At 67.9% G+C, this 19,382-nt stretch carries 18 protein-coding genes and 2 tRNA genes; 18 read left to right on the top strand and 2 right to left on the bottom strand.

The features are described 5' to 3' along the window. Positions 1–201: 201 nt before the first annotated feature. From ccmA to RCF13_RS21515, 11 genes are all read left to right on the top strand, one after another. On the top strand, positions 202–831 hold the full coding sequence (gene ccmA, locus RCF13_RS21565) for a heme ABC exporter ATP-binding protein CcmA (protein ID WP_014037834.1): 630 nt from the start codon (positions 202–204) through the stop codon (positions 829–831). Next, entirely contained in the window at positions 828–1,523 is a 696-nt protein-coding gene (ccmB, locus tag RCF13_RS21560; RefSeq protein ID WP_134969234.1) for a heme exporter protein CcmB, read from the top strand. The genes ccmA and ccmB overlap by 4 nt, the downstream gene beginning before the upstream one ends. 43 nt (positions 1,524–1,566) lie before the next feature. After that, complete coding sequence (gene ccmC / locus RCF13_RS21555) at positions 1,567–2,337, top strand: heme ABC transporter permease CcmC (protein WP_134969233.1); 771 nt, start codon at positions 1,567–1,569, stop codon at positions 2,335–2,337. Beyond that, complete coding sequence (locus RCF13_RS21550) at positions 2,334–2,522, top strand: heme exporter protein CcmD (protein WP_134969232.1); 189 nt, start codon at positions 2,334–2,336, stop codon at positions 2,520–2,522. The genes ccmC and RCF13_RS21550 overlap by 4 nt, the downstream gene beginning before the upstream one ends. Next, entirely contained in the window at positions 2,519–2,980 is a 462-nt protein-coding gene (gene ccmE, locus RCF13_RS21545) for a cytochrome c maturation protein CcmE (protein WP_134969231.1), read from the top strand. Before RCF13_RS21550 ends, ccmE begins: the two co-directional genes overlap by 4 nt. Further along, positions 2,981–4,900, top strand: a complete 1,920-nt coding sequence (locus RCF13_RS21540; protein ID WP_134969230.1) for a heme lyase CcmF/NrfE family subunit — start codon at positions 2,981–2,983, stop codon at positions 4,898–4,900. Positions 4,901–4,908: 8 nt separating this feature from the next. After that, the gene (locus RCF13_RS21535; protein ID WP_134969229.1) at positions 4,909–5,526 is read left to right on the top strand and encodes a DsbE family thiol:disulfide interchange protein; all 618 of its coding nucleotides are present in this window, start codon (positions 4,909–4,911) and stop codon (positions 5,524–5,526) included. 4 nt (positions 5,527–5,530) lie between these two features. Further along, on the top strand, positions 5,531–5,980 hold the full coding sequence (locus RCF13_RS21530) for a cytochrome c-type biogenesis protein (protein WP_065178270.1): 450 nt from the start codon (positions 5,531–5,533) through the stop codon (positions 5,978–5,980). Further along, on the top strand, positions 5,974–6,963 hold the full coding sequence (locus tag RCF13_RS21525; protein WP_231352208.1) for a cytochrome C biogenesis protein: 990 nt from the start codon (positions 5,974–5,976) through the stop codon (positions 6,961–6,963). Before RCF13_RS21530 ends, RCF13_RS21525 begins: the two co-directional genes overlap by 7 nt. 180 nt (positions 6,964–7,143) lie before the next feature. Next, entirely contained in the window at positions 7,144–8,256 is a 1,113-nt protein-coding gene (locus tag RCF13_RS21520) for a homoserine O-acetyltransferase (RefSeq protein WP_231352209.1), read from the top strand. After that, a complete protein-coding gene (locus RCF13_RS21515) occupies positions 8,257–8,601 on the top strand; it encodes a DUF1294 domain-containing protein (RefSeq protein ID WP_061478025.1) in 345 nt (114 codons plus the stop codon). Between the two features lie 64 nt (positions 8,602–8,665). On the opposite strand, the gene cydC is transcribed toward RCF13_RS21515, so the two are convergent. After that, positions 8,666–10,339 carry a thiol reductant ABC exporter subunit CydC gene (gene cydC, locus RCF13_RS21510; protein ID WP_231352210.1) on the bottom strand — a complete coding sequence of 558 codons (1,674 nt, stop codon included), beginning with the start codon at positions 10,337–10,339 and terminating at the stop codon, positions 8,666–8,668. Continuing rightward, entirely contained in the window at positions 10,336–12,081 is a 1,746-nt protein-coding gene (gene cydD, locus RCF13_RS21505) for a thiol reductant ABC exporter subunit CydD (RefSeq protein WP_061478027.1), read from the bottom strand. The genes cydC and cydD overlap by 4 nt, the downstream gene beginning before the upstream one ends. 228 nt (positions 12,082–12,309) lie before the next feature. Here cydD and RCF13_RS21500 point away from each other — a divergent pair, with 228 nt between their 5' ends. The 7 genes from RCF13_RS21500 (at position 12,310) to pgaA (ending at position 19,382) form a co-directional block, all read left to right on the top strand. Beyond that, entirely contained in the window at positions 12,310–13,899 is a 1,590-nt protein-coding gene (locus tag RCF13_RS21500; RefSeq protein WP_134968853.1) for a cytochrome ubiquinol oxidase subunit I, read from the top strand. Positions 13,900–13,914: 15 nt separating this feature from the next. Continuing rightward, the gene (cydB, locus tag RCF13_RS21495) at positions 13,915–15,066 is read left to right on the top strand and encodes a cytochrome d ubiquinol oxidase subunit II (protein ID WP_134968852.1); all 1,152 of its coding nucleotides are present in this window, start codon (positions 13,915–13,917) and stop codon (positions 15,064–15,066) included. A gap of 53 nt (positions 15,067–15,119) precedes the next feature. After that, positions 15,120–15,236, top strand: coding sequence for a cytochrome bd-I oxidase subunit CydX (gene cydX / locus RCF13_RS21490; protein WP_021204639.1), 117 nt, complete (start codon positions 15,120–15,122; stop codon positions 15,234–15,236). Between the two features lie 54 nt (positions 15,237–15,290). Beyond that, positions 15,291–15,367 (top strand) — tRNA-Pro (locus RCF13_RS21485). 140 nt (positions 15,368–15,507) lie between these two features. Continuing rightward, positions 15,508–15,584: transfer RNA gene (locus tag RCF13_RS21480), tRNA-Pro, on the top strand. Between the two features lie 222 nt (positions 15,585–15,806). Continuing rightward, complete coding sequence (locus tag RCF13_RS21475) at positions 15,807–17,012, top strand: MFS transporter (protein WP_231352211.1); 1,206 nt, start codon at positions 15,807–15,809, stop codon at positions 17,010–17,012. Positions 17,013–17,354: 342 nt separating this feature from the next. After that, a complete protein-coding gene (pgaA, locus tag RCF13_RS21470; RefSeq protein ID WP_308141534.1) occupies positions 17,355–19,382 on the top strand; it encodes a poly-beta-1,6 N-acetyl-D-glucosamine export porin PgaA in 2,028 nt (675 codons plus the stop codon).

Genomic DNA, 19,382 nt, shown 5'->3' with positions numbered 1-19,382 from the left:
TTGTGCCTCGTGCTCTCCGCACCAAAACCCCTCCCCTCCCCCCCGACGGGCCGCTGCTCGTGGCGCCGCCGGGCCCCGCCGCGCCCGGCCGCGGCGTCTTTTTCCTGTGGCCGGGGCCGCCCGGCCCCCCCCCCCCCCGCTACCGGGACAGCATTCACCGCTACAATTGCGACCGCACTCCGGCATGAAGACCCCTGCCCCTTGAACACCCCTGCATTGCTGGCCGCCAGCGGCCTGAGCTTCTCCCGCAATGACGAGCCGGTGTTCGGCCCGCTGGACTTCCATGTGGACGCCGGCGAAGCCCTGCTGGTGCAGGGTGGCAACGGCGCCGGCAAGACCACCCTGCTGCGCGTTCTGGCCGGCCTGGCCCGGCCCGGCGCCGGCCAGGTGCGGATCGATGGCAAGCCCGCCAGCAACGCCGAGCGTGCGCGCTATGTCGCTTATCTCAGCCACCTGCCGGCGCTGAAGCCGGACCTCGGCACGCTGGAGAACCTGCACTTCCTGTGCGGCCTGCACGGCCGTCGTGCGCGGCAGATGCCCGGCAACGCGCTGGCCATCGTCGGCCTGGCCGGTTACGAGGACACTCTGGTACGCCACCTGTCGGCCGGGCAGAAGCGGCGGCTGGCACTGGCGCGCATCTGGCTGTCGCCGGCGCCACTGTGGCTGCTCGACGAACCCTACGCCAACCTCGACCTGGAGGGAATCACCCTGGTCAACCGGATGATTTCGGCGCACCTGCGCGCCGGCGGCGCTGCGCTGGTCACCACCCATGGCGCCTATGCCGCACCGCCGGTGCGCACCCGCCAGCTCGACCTCGGCGGTGCCGCATGATCGCGCCGGGTACCGAACCAGGCCTGTGGCAGACCGCAGGCGCCCTGCTCAAGCGCGACCTGCGCCTGCTCTGGCGCCGCCGCGGCGACGCGCTGCAACCGCTGCTGTTCGCGGTGCTGGTGGTGGTGCTGTTCGCGCTGGCCCAGGGTCGTGAGCCACAACTGCTGGCCGCTACCGCCGGCGCGGTGCTGTGGCTGGCCGTGCTGCTGGCGGGACAGCTGTCGCTGGATTCGCTGTTCCGTTCCGACGCCGAAGATGGCTCGCTGGAACAGTGGCTGCTGGCGCCGGTGCCGCTGGCCTGGCTGGTACTGGTGCGCGTACTGCTGCACTGGGCCACCACGGCACTGCCGTTGATCGTGGTCAGCCCGCTGCTGGCCGAAATGCTGCATCTGCCGCATGACCAGCTGCCGATGTTGCTGGCATCTTTGCTGCTGGGAACGCCGTTGCTGAGCCTGATCGGTGGCGTGGTCGCTGCACTGACCGTCGGCATCCGGCGCTCTGGTATTCTCGTGGCGTTGCTGTCGTTGCCGCTGTACGTGCCGGTGCTGGTGTTCGGTGCAGGCGGCCTGGCGGCAGCCGGACGCGGGCAGGATCCGGTCGGTGCGCTGCTGATGCTGGGCGCCGGCCTGCTGGTCGCGCTGGTGCTGGCGCCGCTGGCCACCGCCGCTGCAATACGTATTTCTCTGAGTTGACCGAGCTGAGAGCCAATCCACCCCTGCTGGATAGCCGCCACGCATGAATCCGATTGTCCGCTGGTTCCACCAACTCGGTTCGCCTCCCACGTTCGACCGTTTCGCTGCCCGCTGGTCGCGGGTGTTCTACCTTGCGGCAGTGCCGGTGCTGCTGGTCGGCATGTGGCAGGCGCTGCTGGTGGTGCCGCCGGAAGCCAAGCAGCTGGACAGCTTCCGCATTCTCTACATCCACGTGCCCAGTGCCTGGATGAGCCTGTTCGTGTTCGCGCTGATGGCGCTGTATGCCGCGATCGCGCTGATCTGGCGGATCAAGGTCTGCGAGATCCTGGCCATGGCCTGCGCGCCGATGGGCGCCGGCTTCACCCTCATCACCCTGCTGACCGGCAGCATCTGGGGCAAGGGCACCTGGGGCACCTGGTGGGACTGGGACCCGCGCATGACCAGCGAACTGGTACTGCTGTTCCTGTACCTGGGCGTGATCGGCCTGTACCACGCCATCGAGGACCGCCGCAGCGCTGCGCGCGCCGCTGGCCTGCTGGCCATTGTAGGTGTCAGCCTGCTGCCGGTGATCCGCTATTCGGTGGACTGGTGGGGTGGCCTGCACCAGCGCCAGTCGATCAACGTGTTCGGTGAATCGGCGATCAGCAGCGCGATGATCGCGCCGCTGTGGTGGATGGTGATCGGCACCAAGTTCTGGTTCGCCGGTTCGGTGCTGGCCAAGGCCCGCGCCGACAATCTCGACCGCGAGACCGGCAAGGCCTGGGTCGGCGGCCGTGTCCATGCCGCGCGCGCCTCACGGGAAGCCCAGCCATGACCCACCTGCCCTATGTGATTGGCGCCTACGCCGTATTCGTGCTGGTGCTCGGCGCCGATGCCCTCGGTTCGTGGCTGCGCCTGCGCGTGGCGCGCCGGCTGGCACTGGCCCGCCAGCAACGGCAGCAGACCCGCGCTGGCAGGCAGGACGCGGCGACGCCGCTGTCGACGGAGCTGGAACGATGACCCCGGTGCAACGTCGCCGCCTGGTGTGGGTGCTGCTGGCCCTGCTCGCCTCCGGCCTGGCCACCGCGCTGGTGGCGATGGCGCTGGAGCGCAACATCGCCTACCTGTACACCCCTTCGGAAGTGCTGCGCGGCGATGTCGGTGCACAGTCGCGTTTCCGCTTGGGCGGCATGGTGGTGAAGGGCTCCTTCAACCGCCCGGTCGGCTCGCTGGAGGCGCGCTTCGACGTGACCGACGGCGATGCACAGCTGGCGGTGACCACCTCGCGGATCCTGCCGGACATGTTCGCCGAAGGCACCGCGGTTGTCGCCAGTGGCCGCCTGCAGGACGGTGTCTTCGTCGCCGACGAAGTGCTGGCCAAGCACGATGAGAAGTACGTGCCGAAGGAAGTGGCCGACAAGATGGGCGATGCCCATCGCAAGCACGACGTGCCGGTGACGGCCCCCGAGGTACGCTGAGTGCTGCCCGAACTGGGTCAGATCCTGCTGTTGTGTGCGTTGCTGGCCTCGCTGCTGCAGGCCGGCCTGCCGCTGGCCGGTGCGCATCGCAACAACGCGGCATGGATGGCGGTGGCGCGGCCTGCCGCCTTCGCGCAGCTGCTGCTGTTGGCCGGCGCCTTCGCGGTGCTGACCGCCGCGTTCGTGCAGCAGGATTTCTCGGTGCGCTACGTGGCCGAGAACTCCAATTCGCTGCTGCCGCTGATCTACCGCTATTCGGCGGTGTGGGGCGCGCATGAGGGCTCGCTGCTGATGTGGGCGCTGGTGCTGGCATTGTGGACCGGCGCGGTGGCGCTGTTCTCGCGGCACCTGCCGGCACCGGTGCAGGCCCGCGTGCTGGCAGTGATGGGCGTGGTCAGCGTCGGCTTTCTCGCCTTCCTGATCTTCACCTCCAATCCGTTCCTGCGCCTGAACCCGGCGCCGCTGGAAGGCCGCGACCTCAACCCGCTGCTGCAGGATCCGGGGCTGATCATCCACCCGCCGATGCTGTACATCGGTTACGTGGGCTTTGCGGTGCCGTTCGCGTTCGCGGTGGCGGCATTGCTGGAAGGTCGCGTGGATGCGCGCTGGCTGCGCTGGACGCGGCCGTGGACCAACGTTGCCTGGGGCTTTTTGACCCTGGGCATCGCACTGGGCAGCTGGTGGGCCTACTACGAGCTGGGCTGGGGCGGCTGGTGGTTCTGGGACCCGGTGGAAAATGCCAGCTTCATGCCGTGGCTGGTCGGTGCGGCACTGATCCATTCACAGGCCGTCACCGAAAAGCGCGGCACCTTCGGCAGCTGGACCCTGCTGCTGGCGATCGCCGCCTTCGCGCTGTCGCTGCTGGGCACCTTCCTGGTGCGCTCGGGCGTGCTGACCAGCGTGCATTCATTCGCCGCCGATCCTTCGCGCGGCCTGTTCATCCTGGTGTTCCTGTCAGTGCTGGTCGGTGGCAGCCTGCTGCTGTACGCGCTGCGCGCCAGCCAGCTGAGCGTGGATGCCGATGATCCGCGCCGTGGCTTCACCGCCACCTCGCGCGAGACCCTGCTGCTGGCCAACAACCTGCTGCTGGCCACCGCCTGCGCAATGGTGCTGCTCGGCACGCTGTACCCGCTGCTGGCCGATGCGCTGTCGCTGGGCAAGATCTCGGTCGGTCCGCCCTACTTCGGCAGCCTGTTCCTGCTGCTGATGGCACCGATGATCCTGTTGCTGCCGTTCGGCCCACTGGTGAAATGGCAGCGTGACCAGCCCTCGCGCGCCTTCGCGCTGCTGGCACCCTGGCTGGGCCTGGCAGTATTGCTGGGCGCGCTGGCCTGGTGGCAGGCACCGCAGAATGGCTGGAAGGCCGGTATCGGCGTCGCCGCTGCGGCCTGGGTCGCACTCGGCACCGCACGCTTCGTCTGGCAGCGCCTGCGCGGCAATGGCCGCTTCACCGCCGAGATGCTCGGCATGATCGTCGCCCACGCCGGCATCGCCGTGTTCCTGGCCGGCGCGCTGCTGGTGGAGGCGCTGAACGTGCAGCGCGAAGTGGCGCTGGCGCCGGGCCAGCAGCTGGTGGTCGGTCGCTACGAAGTCCGCTTCGAAGGCGTGGACCATCGCGAAGGGCCGAATTTCATCGCTGATCGAGGCCACCTGCGGGTGTTCCGCAACGGCCGCGAGCAGGCCCTGCTGCATCCCGAGAAACGCCAGTACGCCAGTGGCGGCCAGGTGATGACCGAGGCCGGCATCGATGCACGCTTCGACGGTGATGTCTACGTGGCATTGGGCGAGCCGCTGGGCAACAATGCATGGGCGGTCCGGGTGCACATCAAGCCGTTCGTGCGCTGGATCTGGCTCGGCGCGCTGCTGATGGCCCTGGGCGGATTCATCACCGCCGCCGACCGCCGTTTCCGTCGTCCGTAGGAGTTCCCATGTCCGAGTCCCCCGCCCCGCGCCCCTCCCGCCCGCTGCCGCCGGTAGCCATCGTGATCGGCGTGCTGTTCTTCTTCGGCCTGCTCGGGCTGATGATCTATGGGGTGATGAAATCGGGCGACCCGCAGCGCGACGTACTGCCGTCGGCACTGATCGACAAGCCGGCGCCGGCGTTCGCGCTGCCGGTGCTGCATGACCCGGAAATGATCGTACACAGCGACGAGCTGCGCGGCGCGCCCTATCTGCTGAACGTCTGGGGCAGCTGGTGCGCGGCCTGCCGCGAAGAACACCCGGTGTTGACCCGCTTTGCCGAGAGCAAGCGCGTGCGCGTGATCGGCTACAACTGGAAGGATGATCCGACCGACGCGCTGCACTGGCTGGAACAGCTGGGCAACCCGTTCATGGTGGTGCTCAGTGACGTCGAGGGCCGCACCGCGATCGACTGGGGCGTGACCGCCGCACCGGAGACGTTCCTGGTCGATGGCAGTGGCATCGTGCGCTGGAAGTACAGTGGCGCGATGACCCAGCGCGTGGTCGACGAGAAGCTGATCCCGGCACTGGAGAAGATCGAGAAGGCCCAGGGCAGTGCCGGCAACACCCTGCATACGGCGCCCTGAGCCGATGCGCTGGCTGCTGGCGCTGCTGCTCCTGATGGTGCCGCTGGCGGCGCTGGCCCAGCAGCCGCTGCACGATCCGCAGCCGCTGCAGTTCCGCGATGACGCCGAGGAACGCCGCTTCCATGACCTGGCCGCGCAGCTGCGCTGCGTGCAGTGCCAGAACCAGTCGCTGGCCGATTCGAACGCGCAGATCGCCCAGGACCTGCGCCGCGAGGTGCTGCAGCTGATGCAGCAGGGCCACGACGACGCGCAGATCAAGCAGTTCCTGGTCGCCCGCTACGGTGAGTTCGTGCTCTATCAACCACCGTTGCAGCCGGGTACCTGGCTGCTGTGGGGTGGCCCCCTGCTGGTGCTCGGCGCCGGTGCACTGGTGGTGCTGGGCATCGTCCGCCGGCGGGGACGCACCGTCGGCGCGGCGCCGGCCGGCAAGGCCGATGAAGGAGACGAATGGTGAACCATTGGCTGCCGGTGCTGGCCGGCCTGGTTGCTGCGCTGATGGCAGCGCTGGTGCTGTCGCCGTTGCGCCACCACGGTCGTCGCGGTTTCGTGGTCGGCGTGTTCGCACTGGGCGTGGCCGGTGCCTGCCTGTACCTGCTGGTCGGTGATCCGCGTGCAGCACAGGTACAGCCGACGCCGTCGGTAGCCACCCTGCGCGATGGCGTGCAGGCCCTGCAGGATGCACTGAAGCGCGACCCTCAGCGTGCCGATGGCTGGGCATTGCTCGGGCGTTCGCAGGCCGAACTGGGCAATGCCTCAGCTGCGGCAGACGCCTTCGCGAAGGCCGCCGAATTGGCACCGGATGATCCTGGCGTGCTGGTGGAAGCCGCGCAGGCACGTGCGCAGGCCGATGCCGGCAAGCAGTTCGATGACACCGCGATGGCCTGGTTGCAACAAGCGCGTGCACAGGCACCCGATGCCGAGCGCGCCAGCTGGCTGCTGGGCATCGCCCTGCGCCAGCGCGGAAGGAATGCCGAGGCCGCGGATGTGTGGAGCGGCCTGCTGCCACGGCTTGAGCCCGGCGCCGCGCAGGCGCTGCAGGCGCAGATCGCCATTGCCCGCGAGGCCGCCGGCCAGGCGCCCGATGCTGGCGCTGCGGCGCCACCGGCGCAGCTGCAGGTGCGCGTGCAGCTGCCGGCACTGAACAACGCCGAGTGGCCCGCCAGCACCCAGGTGTTCGTGCTGGCCCGTGCCGTCGGTGGCCCGCCGATGCCGGTGGCCGCTCGCAAGCTGCCGCTGAGCGGATTCCCGGACACGGTCGGGCTGGGCGACGGTGACAGTCCGATGCCAACCGCACCGCTGTCAGCCCATCGCGAAGTGGAAGTACTGGCACGCATCTCACGCACCGGCAGCGCCAACCGCAGCGAGGGCGACCTGCAGAGCGTTCCGGTGAAGGTAAGCCTGCCGCATGAAGGCGTGGTGGAACTGCGGTTTCCCTGACTTGTAGAGCCGAGCCCACGCTCGGCTGCGATTGGGTTGCCGGCGCCCGCCAGCCGAGCATCGGCTCGGCTCTACAGCAGATCCACGCCATGCGTGGATACGACGGTCCGGTCCGCGTCCACCCGCTGCTGGAAACCAGCGTGTCGCCAGCTCCACATGCCGCCCCGCTAGAATGCGTGCATGACCGAATTCATCCCGCCCGGCACCCGCTTCCACGCCCTGCCTTCGCCGTTCCCGTTCAAGCGCGGTGGCGCCCTGCACGGCGCGCGCGTGGCCTACGAGACCTGGGGAACGCTGGCGGCCGATGCCAGCAATGCGATCCTGATCGTGACCGGCCTGTCCCCAGACGCGCATGCAGCGGCCAACGAGGCCAACCCGGCACCGGGCTGGTGGGAAGCGATGGTTGGCCCCGGCAAACCCATCGATACCAACCGCTGGTTCGTGGTGTGCGTGAATTCGCTGGGCAGCTGCAAGGGCTCGACCGGCCCCGCTTCGCTCAACCCGGCCAACGGTCAGCCCTACCGCCTGGACTTCCCCGAGCTGTCGATCGAAGACGGTGCCCGCGCCGCCGTCGACGTCGTGCGTGCACTAGGTATCGAGCGGCTGGCCTGCGTGGTCGGCAACTCGATGGGCGGCATGACGGCCCTTGCCATCCTGATGCTGCATCCGGGCATCGCGCGCAGCCACGTCAACATTTCCGGCAGCGCGCAGGCGTTGCCGTTCTCGATCGCGATCCGCTCGCTGCAGCGCGAGGCGATCCGCCTTGACCCGCGCTGGAATGGCGGCCACTACGACGATGCCGAGTACCCCGAGTCCGGCATGCGCATGGCGCGCAAACTGGGCGTGATCACCTACCGCTCCGCGCTGGAGTGGGATGGCCGCTTCGGCCGCGTGCGGCTGGATTCGGACCAGACCGACGACGATCCGTTCGGCCTGGAATTCCAGGTGGAAAGCTATCTGGAAGGCCACGCACGGCGCTTCGTGCGTTTCTTCGATCCCAACTGCTACCTGTACCTGAGCCGCTCGATGGACTGGTTCGACCTGGCCGAGTATGCCGACGGCGACGTGCTGGCCGGGCTCGCGAAGATCCGCGTAGAGAAGGCGCTGGCGATCGGCGCCAACACCGATATCCTGTTCCCCGTGCAGCAGCAGCAACAGGTTGCCGATGGCCTGCGCGCCGGCGGTGCCGATGCGCACTTCATCGGCCTGGAATCGCCGCAGGGCCACGACGCCTTCCTCGTCGATTTCGAGCGTTTCGGCCCGGCCGTGCGCGGCTTCCTCGACGCGCTGTAAGTGGCGTGGCGGCGTAATCTCGCGCTGGCTGCCTTCGGCGCGTTGATCGCGCTGATGATCAGCGGCGTGCTGCCGCTGTGGCTGGGCGGCTGGTGCGTGCTGGCCAGCGCAGTGTCGTTCGGCCTCTATGGCCATGACAAGCGCGCGGCGCAGCGAAAGCAGTGGCGGATTCCCGAGCGCACCCTGCAGCTGCTGGCCTTTGCCGGTGGTTGGCCCGGCGCGCTGCTGGGCCAGGCGATGTTCCGCCACAAGCACCGCAAGGCCGCGTTCCAATGGGTGTTCTGGCTATGCGTGCTGGCCAACGTGGCCTCGATCGCGGTACTGCTGCGCGAGTTCTCGCGATAGCCAACCTGTAGATCGGCTGCCTCTGCTCTACAGTAGATCCACGCCACGCGTGGACATGCCTCGATCAGAGTTCGCGGATCAACACCCCATCACGCAACCGGTACTGCGCATCGACCACGCCTTCGGGCAGGTCGTCGTGGGTGATCATCAACAGGCTGCGCCCGTCCAGCAACCCGGAGAGATCGTGCAGCAGCGCACGTGCGGTATCCACGTCCAACCCTTCGGTTGGTTCGTCCAGCAGCAGGATCGGCGCGTTGCGCAGCAGCGCCCGCGCCAGCGCCAGCCGTCGCGCCTGGCCGGCCGACATCGTCGCGCCGTTCTCGCCCACCCAGGCCTGCAGGCCCCCGTTGCGCTCGGCCCAGTCGCCCAGGCGCACGCGACGGAGGACCGCCCACAAGGCGGCGTCGCTGGCATCGGGATCGCCCAACCGCAGGTTTTCTGCCACGCTGCCGGCAAACACCGGTGCGTTCTGTGGCAGCCACGCCAGTTGCTGGTGCCACTCAGCCTGGGCGACGTCGCGCAGATCGCGGCCACCATAGGTGATTCGCCCCTGCTGCGGATCCCACAGCCGCAGCAGCAGGCTGGACAGCGTGGTCTTGCCACTGCCGCTGTCGCCGCGGATGGCAATGCGTTCGCCTGGCGCCAGGGTCAGCTGGAGACCGGACAGCACCTGCCGCGCCGCGCCCGGCCACTGGAAATGCACATCGTCCCAATGCACGCGCGCGGCTTGCGGCACCGGCTGTGGCACTTGCGGATCGTCCACCGTCGGCGGTTGCTCGACGATCGCCTGCAGGCGATCTGCGGCAATGCGCCCGGACTGCAGCGACTGCCAGGCCAGGCCCATGCCGGCCCACAGTTCGATCAACGCCACGGTCAGGAACACGAGGCCTGCCGCCATCTCCGGGGCGATGCGCTGCCGTTCGGCGGCGTGCAGGGCCAACGCCAGCATCGCCACCAGGCCCAGCCCGGCCACCAGGCCGTGCAGGGTCGAGGCCGCGATCAGGCGCCAGCGACGGCGGCGGTCGCGCGAGACCAGCTGCTTGGCTGCCACGCGTACCTTCAGCTGCCACGCGGCATCGGCATGCAGCGCGGCCAGATCTCCCGCCCCTTCCAACCCTTCAAAGGCCGCGGTGCGCAATGCGGCGCGATGCGCGGCGCGGTCGGCTTCTTCATCATCGTGGCCACGCACGCCCAGCCACGGCACACCGAAGGCGATCAGCAGCGCCAGCACCGCCAGCAGCACTGCCGCCGACGGCAGGATCAGCGCCGCCGATGCAACCGCCACCACCGACAGCGCACCCAGCGCCACCAGCGGCCCGATCGCCCGTACCAGCAGGCCATCCACTTCGCCGATGTCGCCCAGCAGTCGCGCCAGCAACTCGCCGGTACGCGTAGCCCCCAGCCGTGCCGGCGCCAGTGGCAGCGCGCGGCGGAAGAACCAGACGCGCAGATCGCGGGCGATGCGCAGGGTGGCATCGTGGCCCACCAGCTTTTCGAAGTAGCGCGACACGATGCGCGCCATGGTCAAGCCACGGATACCCGCAGACGGCGAGAAGAAATTGAATCCCTGCCCCAGGCCTGCGGCACCGGCCAGCGCGGCCGCAGTGAGGAAACCACCGGACAGGCCCAGCAATGCAGTGCCGGCCAGCATCGTGGTCCACAACAACAGGATCGTCAGCAACAGGCGCGGACGATGACGCAGGAACACCGCGCGCAGCGAATCAGGCGAACGGCTCATGCGCGCACCGCCTGTGCCGGTTCCACCAGGCGGCCTTCCGGCAACAGCAGGCAACGATCGGCCCAGGCGATCACCGCCGGGCTGTGGGTGGCGACCACCACGCTGCGGCCACGTGCATATGCGGCCAGGCTGCGCAGCAATGCCGCTTCGGTATCGGCATCCAGGAACGCGGTGGGTTCGTCCAGCAGCAGCACCTGCGGATCACGCAGCAGAAGGCGGGCCAGGCCGATGCGACGCGCCTCACCACCGGACAGGCCGAAGCCACGTTCGCCGATCACCGTATCCAGCCCCTGCGGCAGGCGCTGCGCAAACTGCAGTACCTGCGAAGCCTCGGCCACCGCGCGCAGGCGCGCATCGCTGGCGCCGGGATCGGCCAGGCGCAGGTTGTCGGCGATGCTGCCGTGGAACAGGTACGGACGCTGGCTGGCATAGGCCACCTGCACGCCGGGACGCACCTGCAGCTTGCCGGCACGCGGCGGCAGCCAACCGGCCAGCGCCTCCAGCAACGTACTCTTGCCGGACCCGCTGGGACCGACCAGGGCCAGGCGCTGGCCCGGCTCCAGCAGCACGTCCAGATCCTGCAGCACATCGTGCGGCGCGCCCAGCGGACGCAGCACCAGACCCTGTGCCCGCAGCGGCGGCAGCGCGGCCTCGGCCGGCTCCACCGCCAGCGGCGCAGCTTCGTTCTCGATCAGGCCCTGCTCATCGGGCAGCGACTGCAGCAGGCGCTCCACCTCGGCAGCGGCAGCCAGCGCATTGGCACGGTCGTGGTAGTGGGCGGCCAGCCGTCGCAGCGGCGCATAGAATTCCGGCGCCAGCAGCAGGCAGAACAGGCCCGCCCCCAGCGTCGGTACCGTTGCATGCAGCGACATCATGCCCAGATAGCTCAGCCCGAGGTACAGGGCGACCATCGCCACGCTGACCGAGGCGAAGAACTCCAGCACCGTGGACGAGAGGAAAGCGATGCGCAGAACCTTCAGGGTACGCACGCGCACGCCTTCGGCAGCCGCCTCGATCCCCTCCAGCTCAGCCTCGCCGCGGCCATACAGGCGCAGCAGGCCCAGGCCCTTGATGCGGTCGGCGAAATGGCCGCTCATCCGCGCCAGCTCACCCAGCTGCGCGCGGCCGGCCGCTTCGGCCCCCCAGCCCACCAGCATCATGAAGAACGGTACCAACGGTGCAGTGAACAGCAGGATCAGCGCCACCACCCAGTCGACCCAGGCTACGGCGGCCAGGATCAGCAGCGGCACCACCACCACTTCGGTGCGTACCGGCAGGAAACCGCTGTAATAGCTCTCGATCGCATCAGCGTGATGCAGCATCAGTTCGCCCAGTTCGCCGGTGCGGCGCTGGCGCAGCCACAGCGGCCCATGGCCAAGCAGGCGTCCGAACACGCGTTCACGCAGGGCCAACCGCGCGGCATCGGCCACATCACCGGCGGCGGCCTGGGTGGCGCTGCCCAGCAGCGTGCGCGCCACCAGGATCGCCGCCAGACCGCCCAGCACCGGCAACCCCGAGGCCAGCGGCGCGCGCTCCACCAGCACCTGCTGCACCAGCCAGGCGATGGCGGCCGCCTGGCCGATCAACAGGGCACCGGACAGGCTGATGCACAGTGCCGCCAGCTGCTGGCGGCCTCGGGCGGAATGGGCCAGATCGGCCAGCCACGCCGCGCGGACACGACGCTGGCGGGCAGTTTCGGCCTCCGGGGACAGGGCGTCGGGGGTGGTTTCGGCGGCGCTCAAGGGGTCTTCACGGGCAACGGGGGAGACACGGCATTGTAGGCGCAGGCAATGGCCGACCTCTGCGGCCAGCGGTCGCAGTCTTCATCGGGTTGGCATACGATCAACCGGGGCATCTGTTCATACATTGATCTGGATCAAGGCTGTTTGAAGTAGTCGGTCACATCATTCACGTCGTAGACCACCCTTCCCGCCACCTGCAACGGCACTATCCCACGAGGTAGCCAGGCCATGATTGATCAGACAGTCGTAGAACTGTCGCGGCTGCAATTCGCGCTGACCGCGATGTACCACTTCCTATTCGTACCGCTCACCCTCGGCCTGTCCTTCATGGTGGCCATCATGGAGAGCGTGTACGTGATGACCGGCAAGGAGATCTGGCGCAGGATGACCCTGTTCTGGGGCGTTCTGTTCGGCATCAACTTCGCCATGGGCGTCGCCACTGGCATTGTCATGGAGTTCCAGTTCGGCATGAACTGGTCCTACTACAGCCACTACGTGGGTGACATCTTCGGTGCGCCGCTGGCGATCGAAGGCCTGATGGCCTTCTTCCTGGAAGCCACCTTCGTCGGCCTGTTCTTCTTCGGCTGGAATCGCCTGAGCAAGGTCAAGCACCTGATGGTGACCTGGCTGATGGCGTTGGGCACCAACCTGTCGGCGATCTGGATCCTGGTGGCCAATGGCTGGATGCAGAACCCGACCGGTGCGGTGTTCAACCCGGAAACCATGCGCATGGAAGTGGTCGACTTCATGGCGGTGGTGTTCAACCCGGTGGCGCAGGCCAAGTTCGTGCACACCGTCAGCGCCGGCTACGTGACCGGTGCGGTATTCGTGATGGCGATCAGTGCCCTGTTCCTGCTGCGCAACAAGCACAAGGACCTGGCCCGTCGTTCGTTCGCGGTGGCCGCAGCGTTCGGCCTGCTGTCATCGCTGTCGGTGGTGGTGCTGGGTGACGAGAGCGGTTACGCCGCCAGTGAACACCAGAAGATGAAGCTGGCCGCGATCGAAGCGATGTGGGAGACCGAGCGTGCGCCGGCCGACTTCACCGCCTTCGGCATCCCGAACCAGGACACCCACCAGAACGACTATGCGGTGAAGATCCCCTACCTGATGGGCCTGATCGCCACCCGTTCGTTGAACCAGCCGATTCCAGGCATCCTGGAACTGGTCGAGCGCGCCGAACACCGCGTGCGCGGCGGCCAGCTCGCCTACGGCGCGCTGGAACGCCTGCGTGCGAACAAGAACGACGTGGAAGCACGCGAGATGTTCGACCGCCACTGGCAGGACCTGGGCCACGGCCTGCTGCTCAAGCGCTACCGCGATGACATCCTCAACGCCACCCCGCAGGAAATCTCGCAGGCGGCGATGGACACGGTGCCGCGCGTGATGCCGCTGTTCTGGACCTTCCGCGTGATGGCCGGCCTGGGCTTCTACCTGATCGCCTTCTTCGCGCTGGCCTTCTACTACTCGTGCCGCAACAACTTCCAGGACAAGCGCTGGTTCCTCAAGCTGGCCCTGTGGACGCTGCCGGCACCGTGGATCGCGATCGAGTGCGGCTGGTTCGTGGCCGAGTATGGTCGCCAGCCGTGGGCGGTCGATGGCGTGCTGCCAACCTTCTATGCGGCATCGGGCCTGGCCCTGCATGAAATCGTGCTGACCCTGGCCGGCTTCACCGCGATCTACACCGCGCTGATCGTGGTCGAGATCAAGCTGATGCTCAAGGCGATCCGCAAGGGTCCGGACGAACTGCTGCCTTCGCTGCAGTCGCCCCAGCCGCATGCTTCCCACAATGCCTCGGCGCCCGCCGCCGGCCAGGCCTGAGGCAGGAGAACCAAGATGGACTTCATTCTTCTGGACTACACCACGCTGCGCGTGATCTGGTGGCTGCTGCTCGGCATCCTGCTGATCGGTTTCGCCGTGATGGATGGTTTCGACCTGGGCGTGGGCACCCTGCTGCCCTTCGTCGCCCGCACTGACGCCGAACGCCGCCGGGTGATCAACACCATCGGCCCGGTCTGGGAAGGCAACCAGGTGTGGCTGATCCTGGGTGGCGGCGCGATCTTCGCCGCCTGGCCGCCACTGTATGCGGTCAGCTTCTCTGGCTTCTACCTGGCGATGTTCGTGATCCTGTTCGCCCTGATCCTGCGTCCGGTCGGCTTCAAGTTCCGCAGCAAGATGCCCAGCGAACGCTGGCGCAACACCTGGGACTGGGCGCTGTTCATCGGTGGCTTCATTCCCGCACTGATCATGGGCGTGGCCGTGGGCAACGTGCTGTTGGGCGTTCCGTTCCATTTCGATGACAGCATGCGCATCTTCTACACCGGCTCGTTCTTCGGCCTGCTGATGCCCTTCGCGCTGCTGGCCGGCCTGCTCAGCGTGTCGATGCTGGTCGCCCACGGTGCGGCCATGCTGGTGATCAAGACCGACGGCCCGGTGGCCGAGCGTGCGGCCCGCTTCGGAAGCATCGCGGCAATCATCGCCTTCGTGCTGTTCGCAGTGGGTGGCGCCTGGGTGGCCTTCGGCCTGCCGGGTTACCAGATCACCTCGCAGGTGGTTACCGATGGCGCCACCAATCCGCTGCTGAAGACCGCCGAACTCGGCGCCGCCGGTGGCTGGATGCGCAACTACAGCGCGATGCCGGCCACGATCCTGGCCCCGCTGCTCGGCCTGGCGGGCCTGCTGGCCAGTGCGGTGCTGCTGCGTGCCCGTCGTGGCGGCCTGGCCTTCATCGCCTCCGGTGCGGCCATCGCCGGCATCATCCTGACCGTCGGCTTCGCCATCTTCCCGTTCCTGCTGCCGTCCTCGAGCCAGCCCACCTCCAGCCTGACCGTGTGGGATGCCTCGTCCAGCCACCTGACCCTGTGGATCATGCTGCTGGCCACGGGGGTGTTCCTGCCGATCATCCTCGCCTACACCACCTGGGTGTACCGCGTGCTGAAGGGCAAGACCACCACCGAAGAGATGGGCAACAACCCGAACGCCTACTGATTGCCGGTGTGCCGGCCGACGGTCGGCACACCCTTGAACAAAGGAGATTGACCATGTGGTACTTCGCCTGGATTCTCGGTGCCGGCCTCGCCTCGACGGTGGCCATCCTCAACGGCATGTGGTTCGAAGCCCGCGAGCAGAACCGCATCGAGAACGAAAATCGTCGCTGAGCTGTAAAAAACCTTGCCGCCTTGGCCTTCACACGGTATCTTAGGCGGCTCCTTCGGGGTGTAGCTCAGTCTGGTAGAGCGCTACGTTCGGGACGTAGAGGTCGCAGGTTCGAATCCTGTCTCCCCGACCACTCACGTGGTCGCATTGAAGCCTGGTGAAGTCATCCAGGCTTTTTTGTTCCCTGAGGTGGCACTGCTTCGGCGGTGTGAAGAAAACAGCATTCACCCCTTGCCGCCATCGGGGTGAATCGCTAGAATAGGCGGCTCCCTTCGGGGTGTAGCTCAGTCTGGTAGAGCGCTACGTTCGGGACGTAGAGGTCGCAGGTTCGAATCCTGTCTCCCCGACCACTTCGGTGGTCACCAAGAAGCCTGGAAGACATCACTGTCCTCCGGGTTTTTTTGTACCCCGCGCCAGGCCGCCCGCATGACGGGACCTTGCCGGGGCGCACACGTACAATGGCCGCGCTGCCGGCCCACCTGCAGCCCCCTCCCCCACCTGCCGCTTCGGCGTAGACCGATGCCGGCGCTGCATGCCGTTGCTGCGGCGTGCGACACCTGCAAGGACCACCGATGAGTTCCTCCACTTCCGATTCGCCGTCGCTGCTGCACGGTCGCGTCCTCGCGTTTGCCGCGATCCTGCTGGCAGCAGTCAACCTGCGCACTGCGGTCACCTCGATCACCCCGCTGCTGGACGTGCTCGGCCAGCAGTTCGGCTTCGGCACCACCATGACCGGCGTGCTGGGCATGCTGCCGACCGCCTCGTTCGCGCTGTTCGGCGTGGCCACGCCGGCACTGGCGCGGCGCCTGGGCCTGGAACGCACCACACTGCTGGCGATGGCGATGGCGATGGCCGGCCTGCTGCTGCGCTCCAGCGCCGGCAACGTCGGCACGCTGCTGCTGGGCTCGGTAATCGCGCTGGCCGGCATGGGCATCGGCAACGTGGTGGTGCCGCCGCTGGTGAAGCGTTACTTCGCCAACAAGGTCGGCACCATGAGCACGCTCTACATCAGCGTGCTGCAGCTGGGCACGATGCTGCCGGCGCTACTGGCAGTACCGGTGGCCAACGCTGCAGGCTGGCGCGTGTCGCTGGGCATGTGGGCGCTGCTTGCACTGGCCGCCGCGCTGCCGTGGCTGGTGCTGGCCAGGCGCGCACCGAAGCCGCTGGCCGACGCCGCCGATCCCACCGCGCAGCCGCACGGAAAGGTCTGGCGTACGTCGCTGGGCTGGAGCATGACGCTGATGTTCGGCATGACCTCGCTGATGACCTATTCGATGTTCACCTGGCTGCCGCGCATCGTGGTCGAGGCCGGTGGCACGCCCGCGTTCGGCGGCGTGATGGTGGCCGTGTTCTCGGCACTGGGCCTGCTGCCGTCACTGGTCATTCCGTCGATGGCGGTACGCATGCAGAACCCGTTCCCGCTGGTGCTGATCGGCTTCTTCTCGTTCGTGATCGCCTTCACCGGGCTGCTGCTGGCGCCGATGAAGGCGCCCCTGCTGTGGGCCTGCCTGCTCGGCGTCGGCCCGTCCACCTTCCCGCTGGCGCTGACCCTGATCAACCTGCGCACCCGCACCCCGGCCGGCTCGGCCGCGCTGTCGGGCTTCATGCAGGGCGTGGGCTACAGCTTCAGCTGCCTGGGCCCGTTCCTGGTCGGCTGGCTGCATACCGTCAGCAATAGCTGGACGCTCCCGTTCAGCTTCCTGTTCGGCTGCGCCACCTTGATGCTGTGCGCCTCGTGGGTCGCCTGCAAGCCCCGCAAGCTGGAAGATCTCTGGTAGCCCGGCCGGGGCCGCCAGACGGCCCCGCCTACCGCTCGTCAGACACCGGGCAATCTTGACGCCGAACTGACAATTCCGGGCGGATAGTGCCCACGAATGCCCTTCCTTGCCGCGTGCCGGCATCGGGCATGGGGGCGGCAGCGCCGCCCAGGCCACCACTCGGTGTGCGGGGGACTCTCGTTTCAGACAAGACATTGCAGGTCGCTGTCCGGGTTGTATCCGTCTTCAATGGGCGGGAACGCACGAAGGGAGTGACGCGGGCCACGGCCACGCCAAATACTGGCATGTGATTTGCGTCACATTTTCACAGGTTGTCTGGTTCGGAAGCCAAGGGGGTCCCCAATGGTCGTCCACCGCCGGCTGGCGCTCTGCGTCGGCCTCGCATGCACCGCTCTGGCCTGGGCCAGCGGCGCCGCTCCGACCGACCGCGACGCGGCCCTGGCCGAGATCGGTCGCTACCGCGACCAGGCCCGCTGGCTGGATGCGCTCGGCGCAATCGAGCGCGCCAGCCAGCAGCAGCCCAACGACGATCTGCTGTTCAAGCTGCGCGTGCTGACCCTGGGCGACATCGGCAATGCCTGGCGCGCCTGGGAGCTGTACCAGCAGCGGCCGCAGCTGTTCGACGACGCCCAGAAGCAGCGCCTGGAAGGCGACTACCTGGCCAAACTCGTGGTCTGGAGCCTGGCCTACAGCAGCAGCGAGGACAGCCGCCTGGAAGAAGCCGAGTCGACCCTGGCGCGCATGCAGCGCTACGTCGGCGGCGAAGGCACCCCACCCTCGCAGGCCCCACTGCGCATCCGCATGGACCGGCTGATCCTGCTCAACCGGCTGGGCCGCCATGTACAGGTGCGTGAGGAAGCACGAGCCCTGCAGGCCGAAGGCCACACCCTGCCCGACTACGTGCTGCCTGCCGTGGGCGATTCGTTGATGGGCACCCTGCACCCGGAAGAAGCCATTCCGGTACTGCAGGCGGCCGTCGCTGGCGATCCGGCGCGCGACGCCTCGCATTCGGAACTGGCCTACGCCTACCTGGAAAGCGAGCAGCAGGAAAAGGCGATCGACCTGCTGCAGGCATGGCGCGACAAGGAGCCGGCGTGGCGCTGGAGCAATGGCAAATCACCGTACGCGAACTGGTCACGCTACGAGGCAGATCTCAACCTGGCAATGGTGCGCGCTTACAGCGGCGACCTGGTCACTGCGCAGCACGATCTGGAGTCGATGGTGGACATCGCGCCCGGCAACGGAGGCCTGCAGAGTGCGCTGGGCAGCGTCTACATGATGCGCGGCTGGCCACGCAGGGCACTGCAGCGACAGCAGATGGCACACGCGCTGGACCCGCGTGACATCGAACCGCGGCTGGGCATGGAAGAGGCCTACGTCGCCCTGCAGCGCGACGACCTGGCGCGGCCGCTGCACGATGACCTGGTCGCACGCTATCCCACCCAACCGGCTGTCGAACGCATGGACCAGGCCTGGCGTGCGCATCGCGGCTGGCAGCTGAAGGCATGGACCGACATCGGCCGCAGCTCCGGTGGCGGTGGCACCTCGCCACTGGGCAACAACGATCGCCACTACGGTGTGGAAGTGGAGACACCGATCCTTGATGACCGCTGGCGGTTGTTCGCCCTGGCCGACCGGCGCTCGACCGATTTCCAGGACCAGCGCATCGATCCCCTGTGGCTGGGTGCGGGCGTGCGCTACCGCTTCGGGCAGCTGGATGCGGAAGCGGCCGTCCTGCGCGCCAACGACCACATCGGCGATACCGGCCTGCGGACCGCCGTCGGCTGGCAGTTCAACGATTACTGGCACGCCGGCCTGGTGGCCGCGCGCAATGATCCGGAAGCCTCGATGCAGGCGCGCGCGGCCGGCATCACCGCCGACAGCGTGAGCGCACAGGTGGACTACCGGCGCAGCGAGCTCACCCACTGGACGTTCGGCGCCAGCCGCTTCCGCTATGACGATGGCAACCACCGCGAACTGTTCAGCACCCGCCTTGAACAGCGCCTGCTGACCCGCCCGCGCTGGCTGATCGATGGCCTCGCCAGTGCCTACACCAGTCGTGGCAGCCGCGACGATGCGCCCTACTTCAACCCGAAGCGCGACCGCATGATCGAGATCGGGCTGCGCATCGACCAGCAGCTGTGGCGGCACTACGAACGCCACTTCCGCCACCGGCTGACGGTCTCGCTGGGCGACTACTGGCAGGACGGCTTCGGCAGTGCGCTGGTGCCGTCGGTGTCGTACATGCACGAATGGCAGCTGGGCCCGGGCCGCGTGTTCGAGTACGGCGTGCGCTGGTCGCGGCCGGTCTACGACGGCCACCGCGAGCGACATATCGGCTTCGAAGCCGCACTGCGCTGGGAAGACTGA

This window comes from Stenotrophomonas maltophilia group sp. RNC7, from assembly GCF_030910085.1.
In the GTDB taxonomy this organism is placed as follows: Bacteria; Pseudomonadota; Gammaproteobacteria; order Xanthomonadales; family Xanthomonadaceae; genus Stenotrophomonas; species Stenotrophomonas sepilia.
Note: the sequence above shows the minus strand (reverse complement) of the source record. Positions and strands in the feature narration are given on the sequence as shown.

Bases quoted from the DNA above. Each gene is read 5' to 3' on its own strand.
- ccmB (WP_134969234.1), top strand. From the start codon at position 828: ATGATCGCGCCGGGTACCGAACCAGGCCTGTGGCAGACCGCAGGCGCC.
- RCF13_RS21530 (WP_065178270.1), top strand. From the start codon at position 5,531: ATGCGCTGGCTGCTGGCGCTGCTGCTCCTGATGGTGCCGCTGGCGGCG.
- RCF13_RS21520 (WP_231352209.1), top strand. From the start codon at position 7,144: ATGACCGAATTCATCCCGCCCGGCACCCGCTTCCACGCCCTGCCTTCG.
- RCF13_RS21500 (WP_134968853.1), top strand. From the start codon at position 12,310: ATGATTGATCAGACAGTCGTAGAACTGTCGCGGCTGCAATTCGCGCTG.
- cydC (WP_231352210.1), bottom strand. From the start codon at position 10,339: ATGAGCCGTTCGCCTGATTCGCTGCGCGCGGTGTTCCTGCGTCATCGT.
- ccmE (WP_134969231.1), top strand. From the start codon at position 2,519: ATGACCCCGGTGCAACGTCGCCGCCTGGTGTGGGTGCTGCTGGCCCTG.
- RCF13_RS21550 (WP_134969232.1), top strand. From the start codon at position 2,334: ATGACCCACCTGCCCTATGTGATTGGCGCCTACGCCGTATTCGTGCTG.
- ccmC (WP_134969233.1), top strand. From the start codon at position 1,567: ATGAATCCGATTGTCCGCTGGTTCCACCAACTCGGTTCGCCTCCCACG.
- pgaA (WP_308141534.1), top strand. From the start codon at position 17,355: ATGGTCGTCCACCGCCGGCTGGCGCTCTGCGTCGGCCTCGCATGCACC.
- RCF13_RS21525 (WP_231352208.1), top strand. From the start codon at position 5,974: ATGGTGAACCATTGGCTGCCGGTGCTGGCCGGCCTGGTTGCTGCGCTG.
- cydX (WP_021204639.1), top strand. From the start codon at position 15,120: ATGTGGTACTTCGCCTGGATTCTCGGTGCCGGCCTCGCCTCGACGGTG.
- RCF13_RS21475 (WP_231352211.1), top strand. From the start codon at position 15,807: ATGAGTTCCTCCACTTCCGATTCGCCGTCGCTGCTGCACGGTCGCGTC.
- RCF13_RS21535 (WP_134969229.1), top strand. From the start codon at position 4,909: ATGTCCGAGTCCCCCGCCCCGCGCCCCTCCCGCCCGCTGCCGCCGGTA.
- cydB (WP_134968852.1), top strand. From the start codon at position 13,915: ATGGACTTCATTCTTCTGGACTACACCACGCTGCGCGTGATCTGGTGG.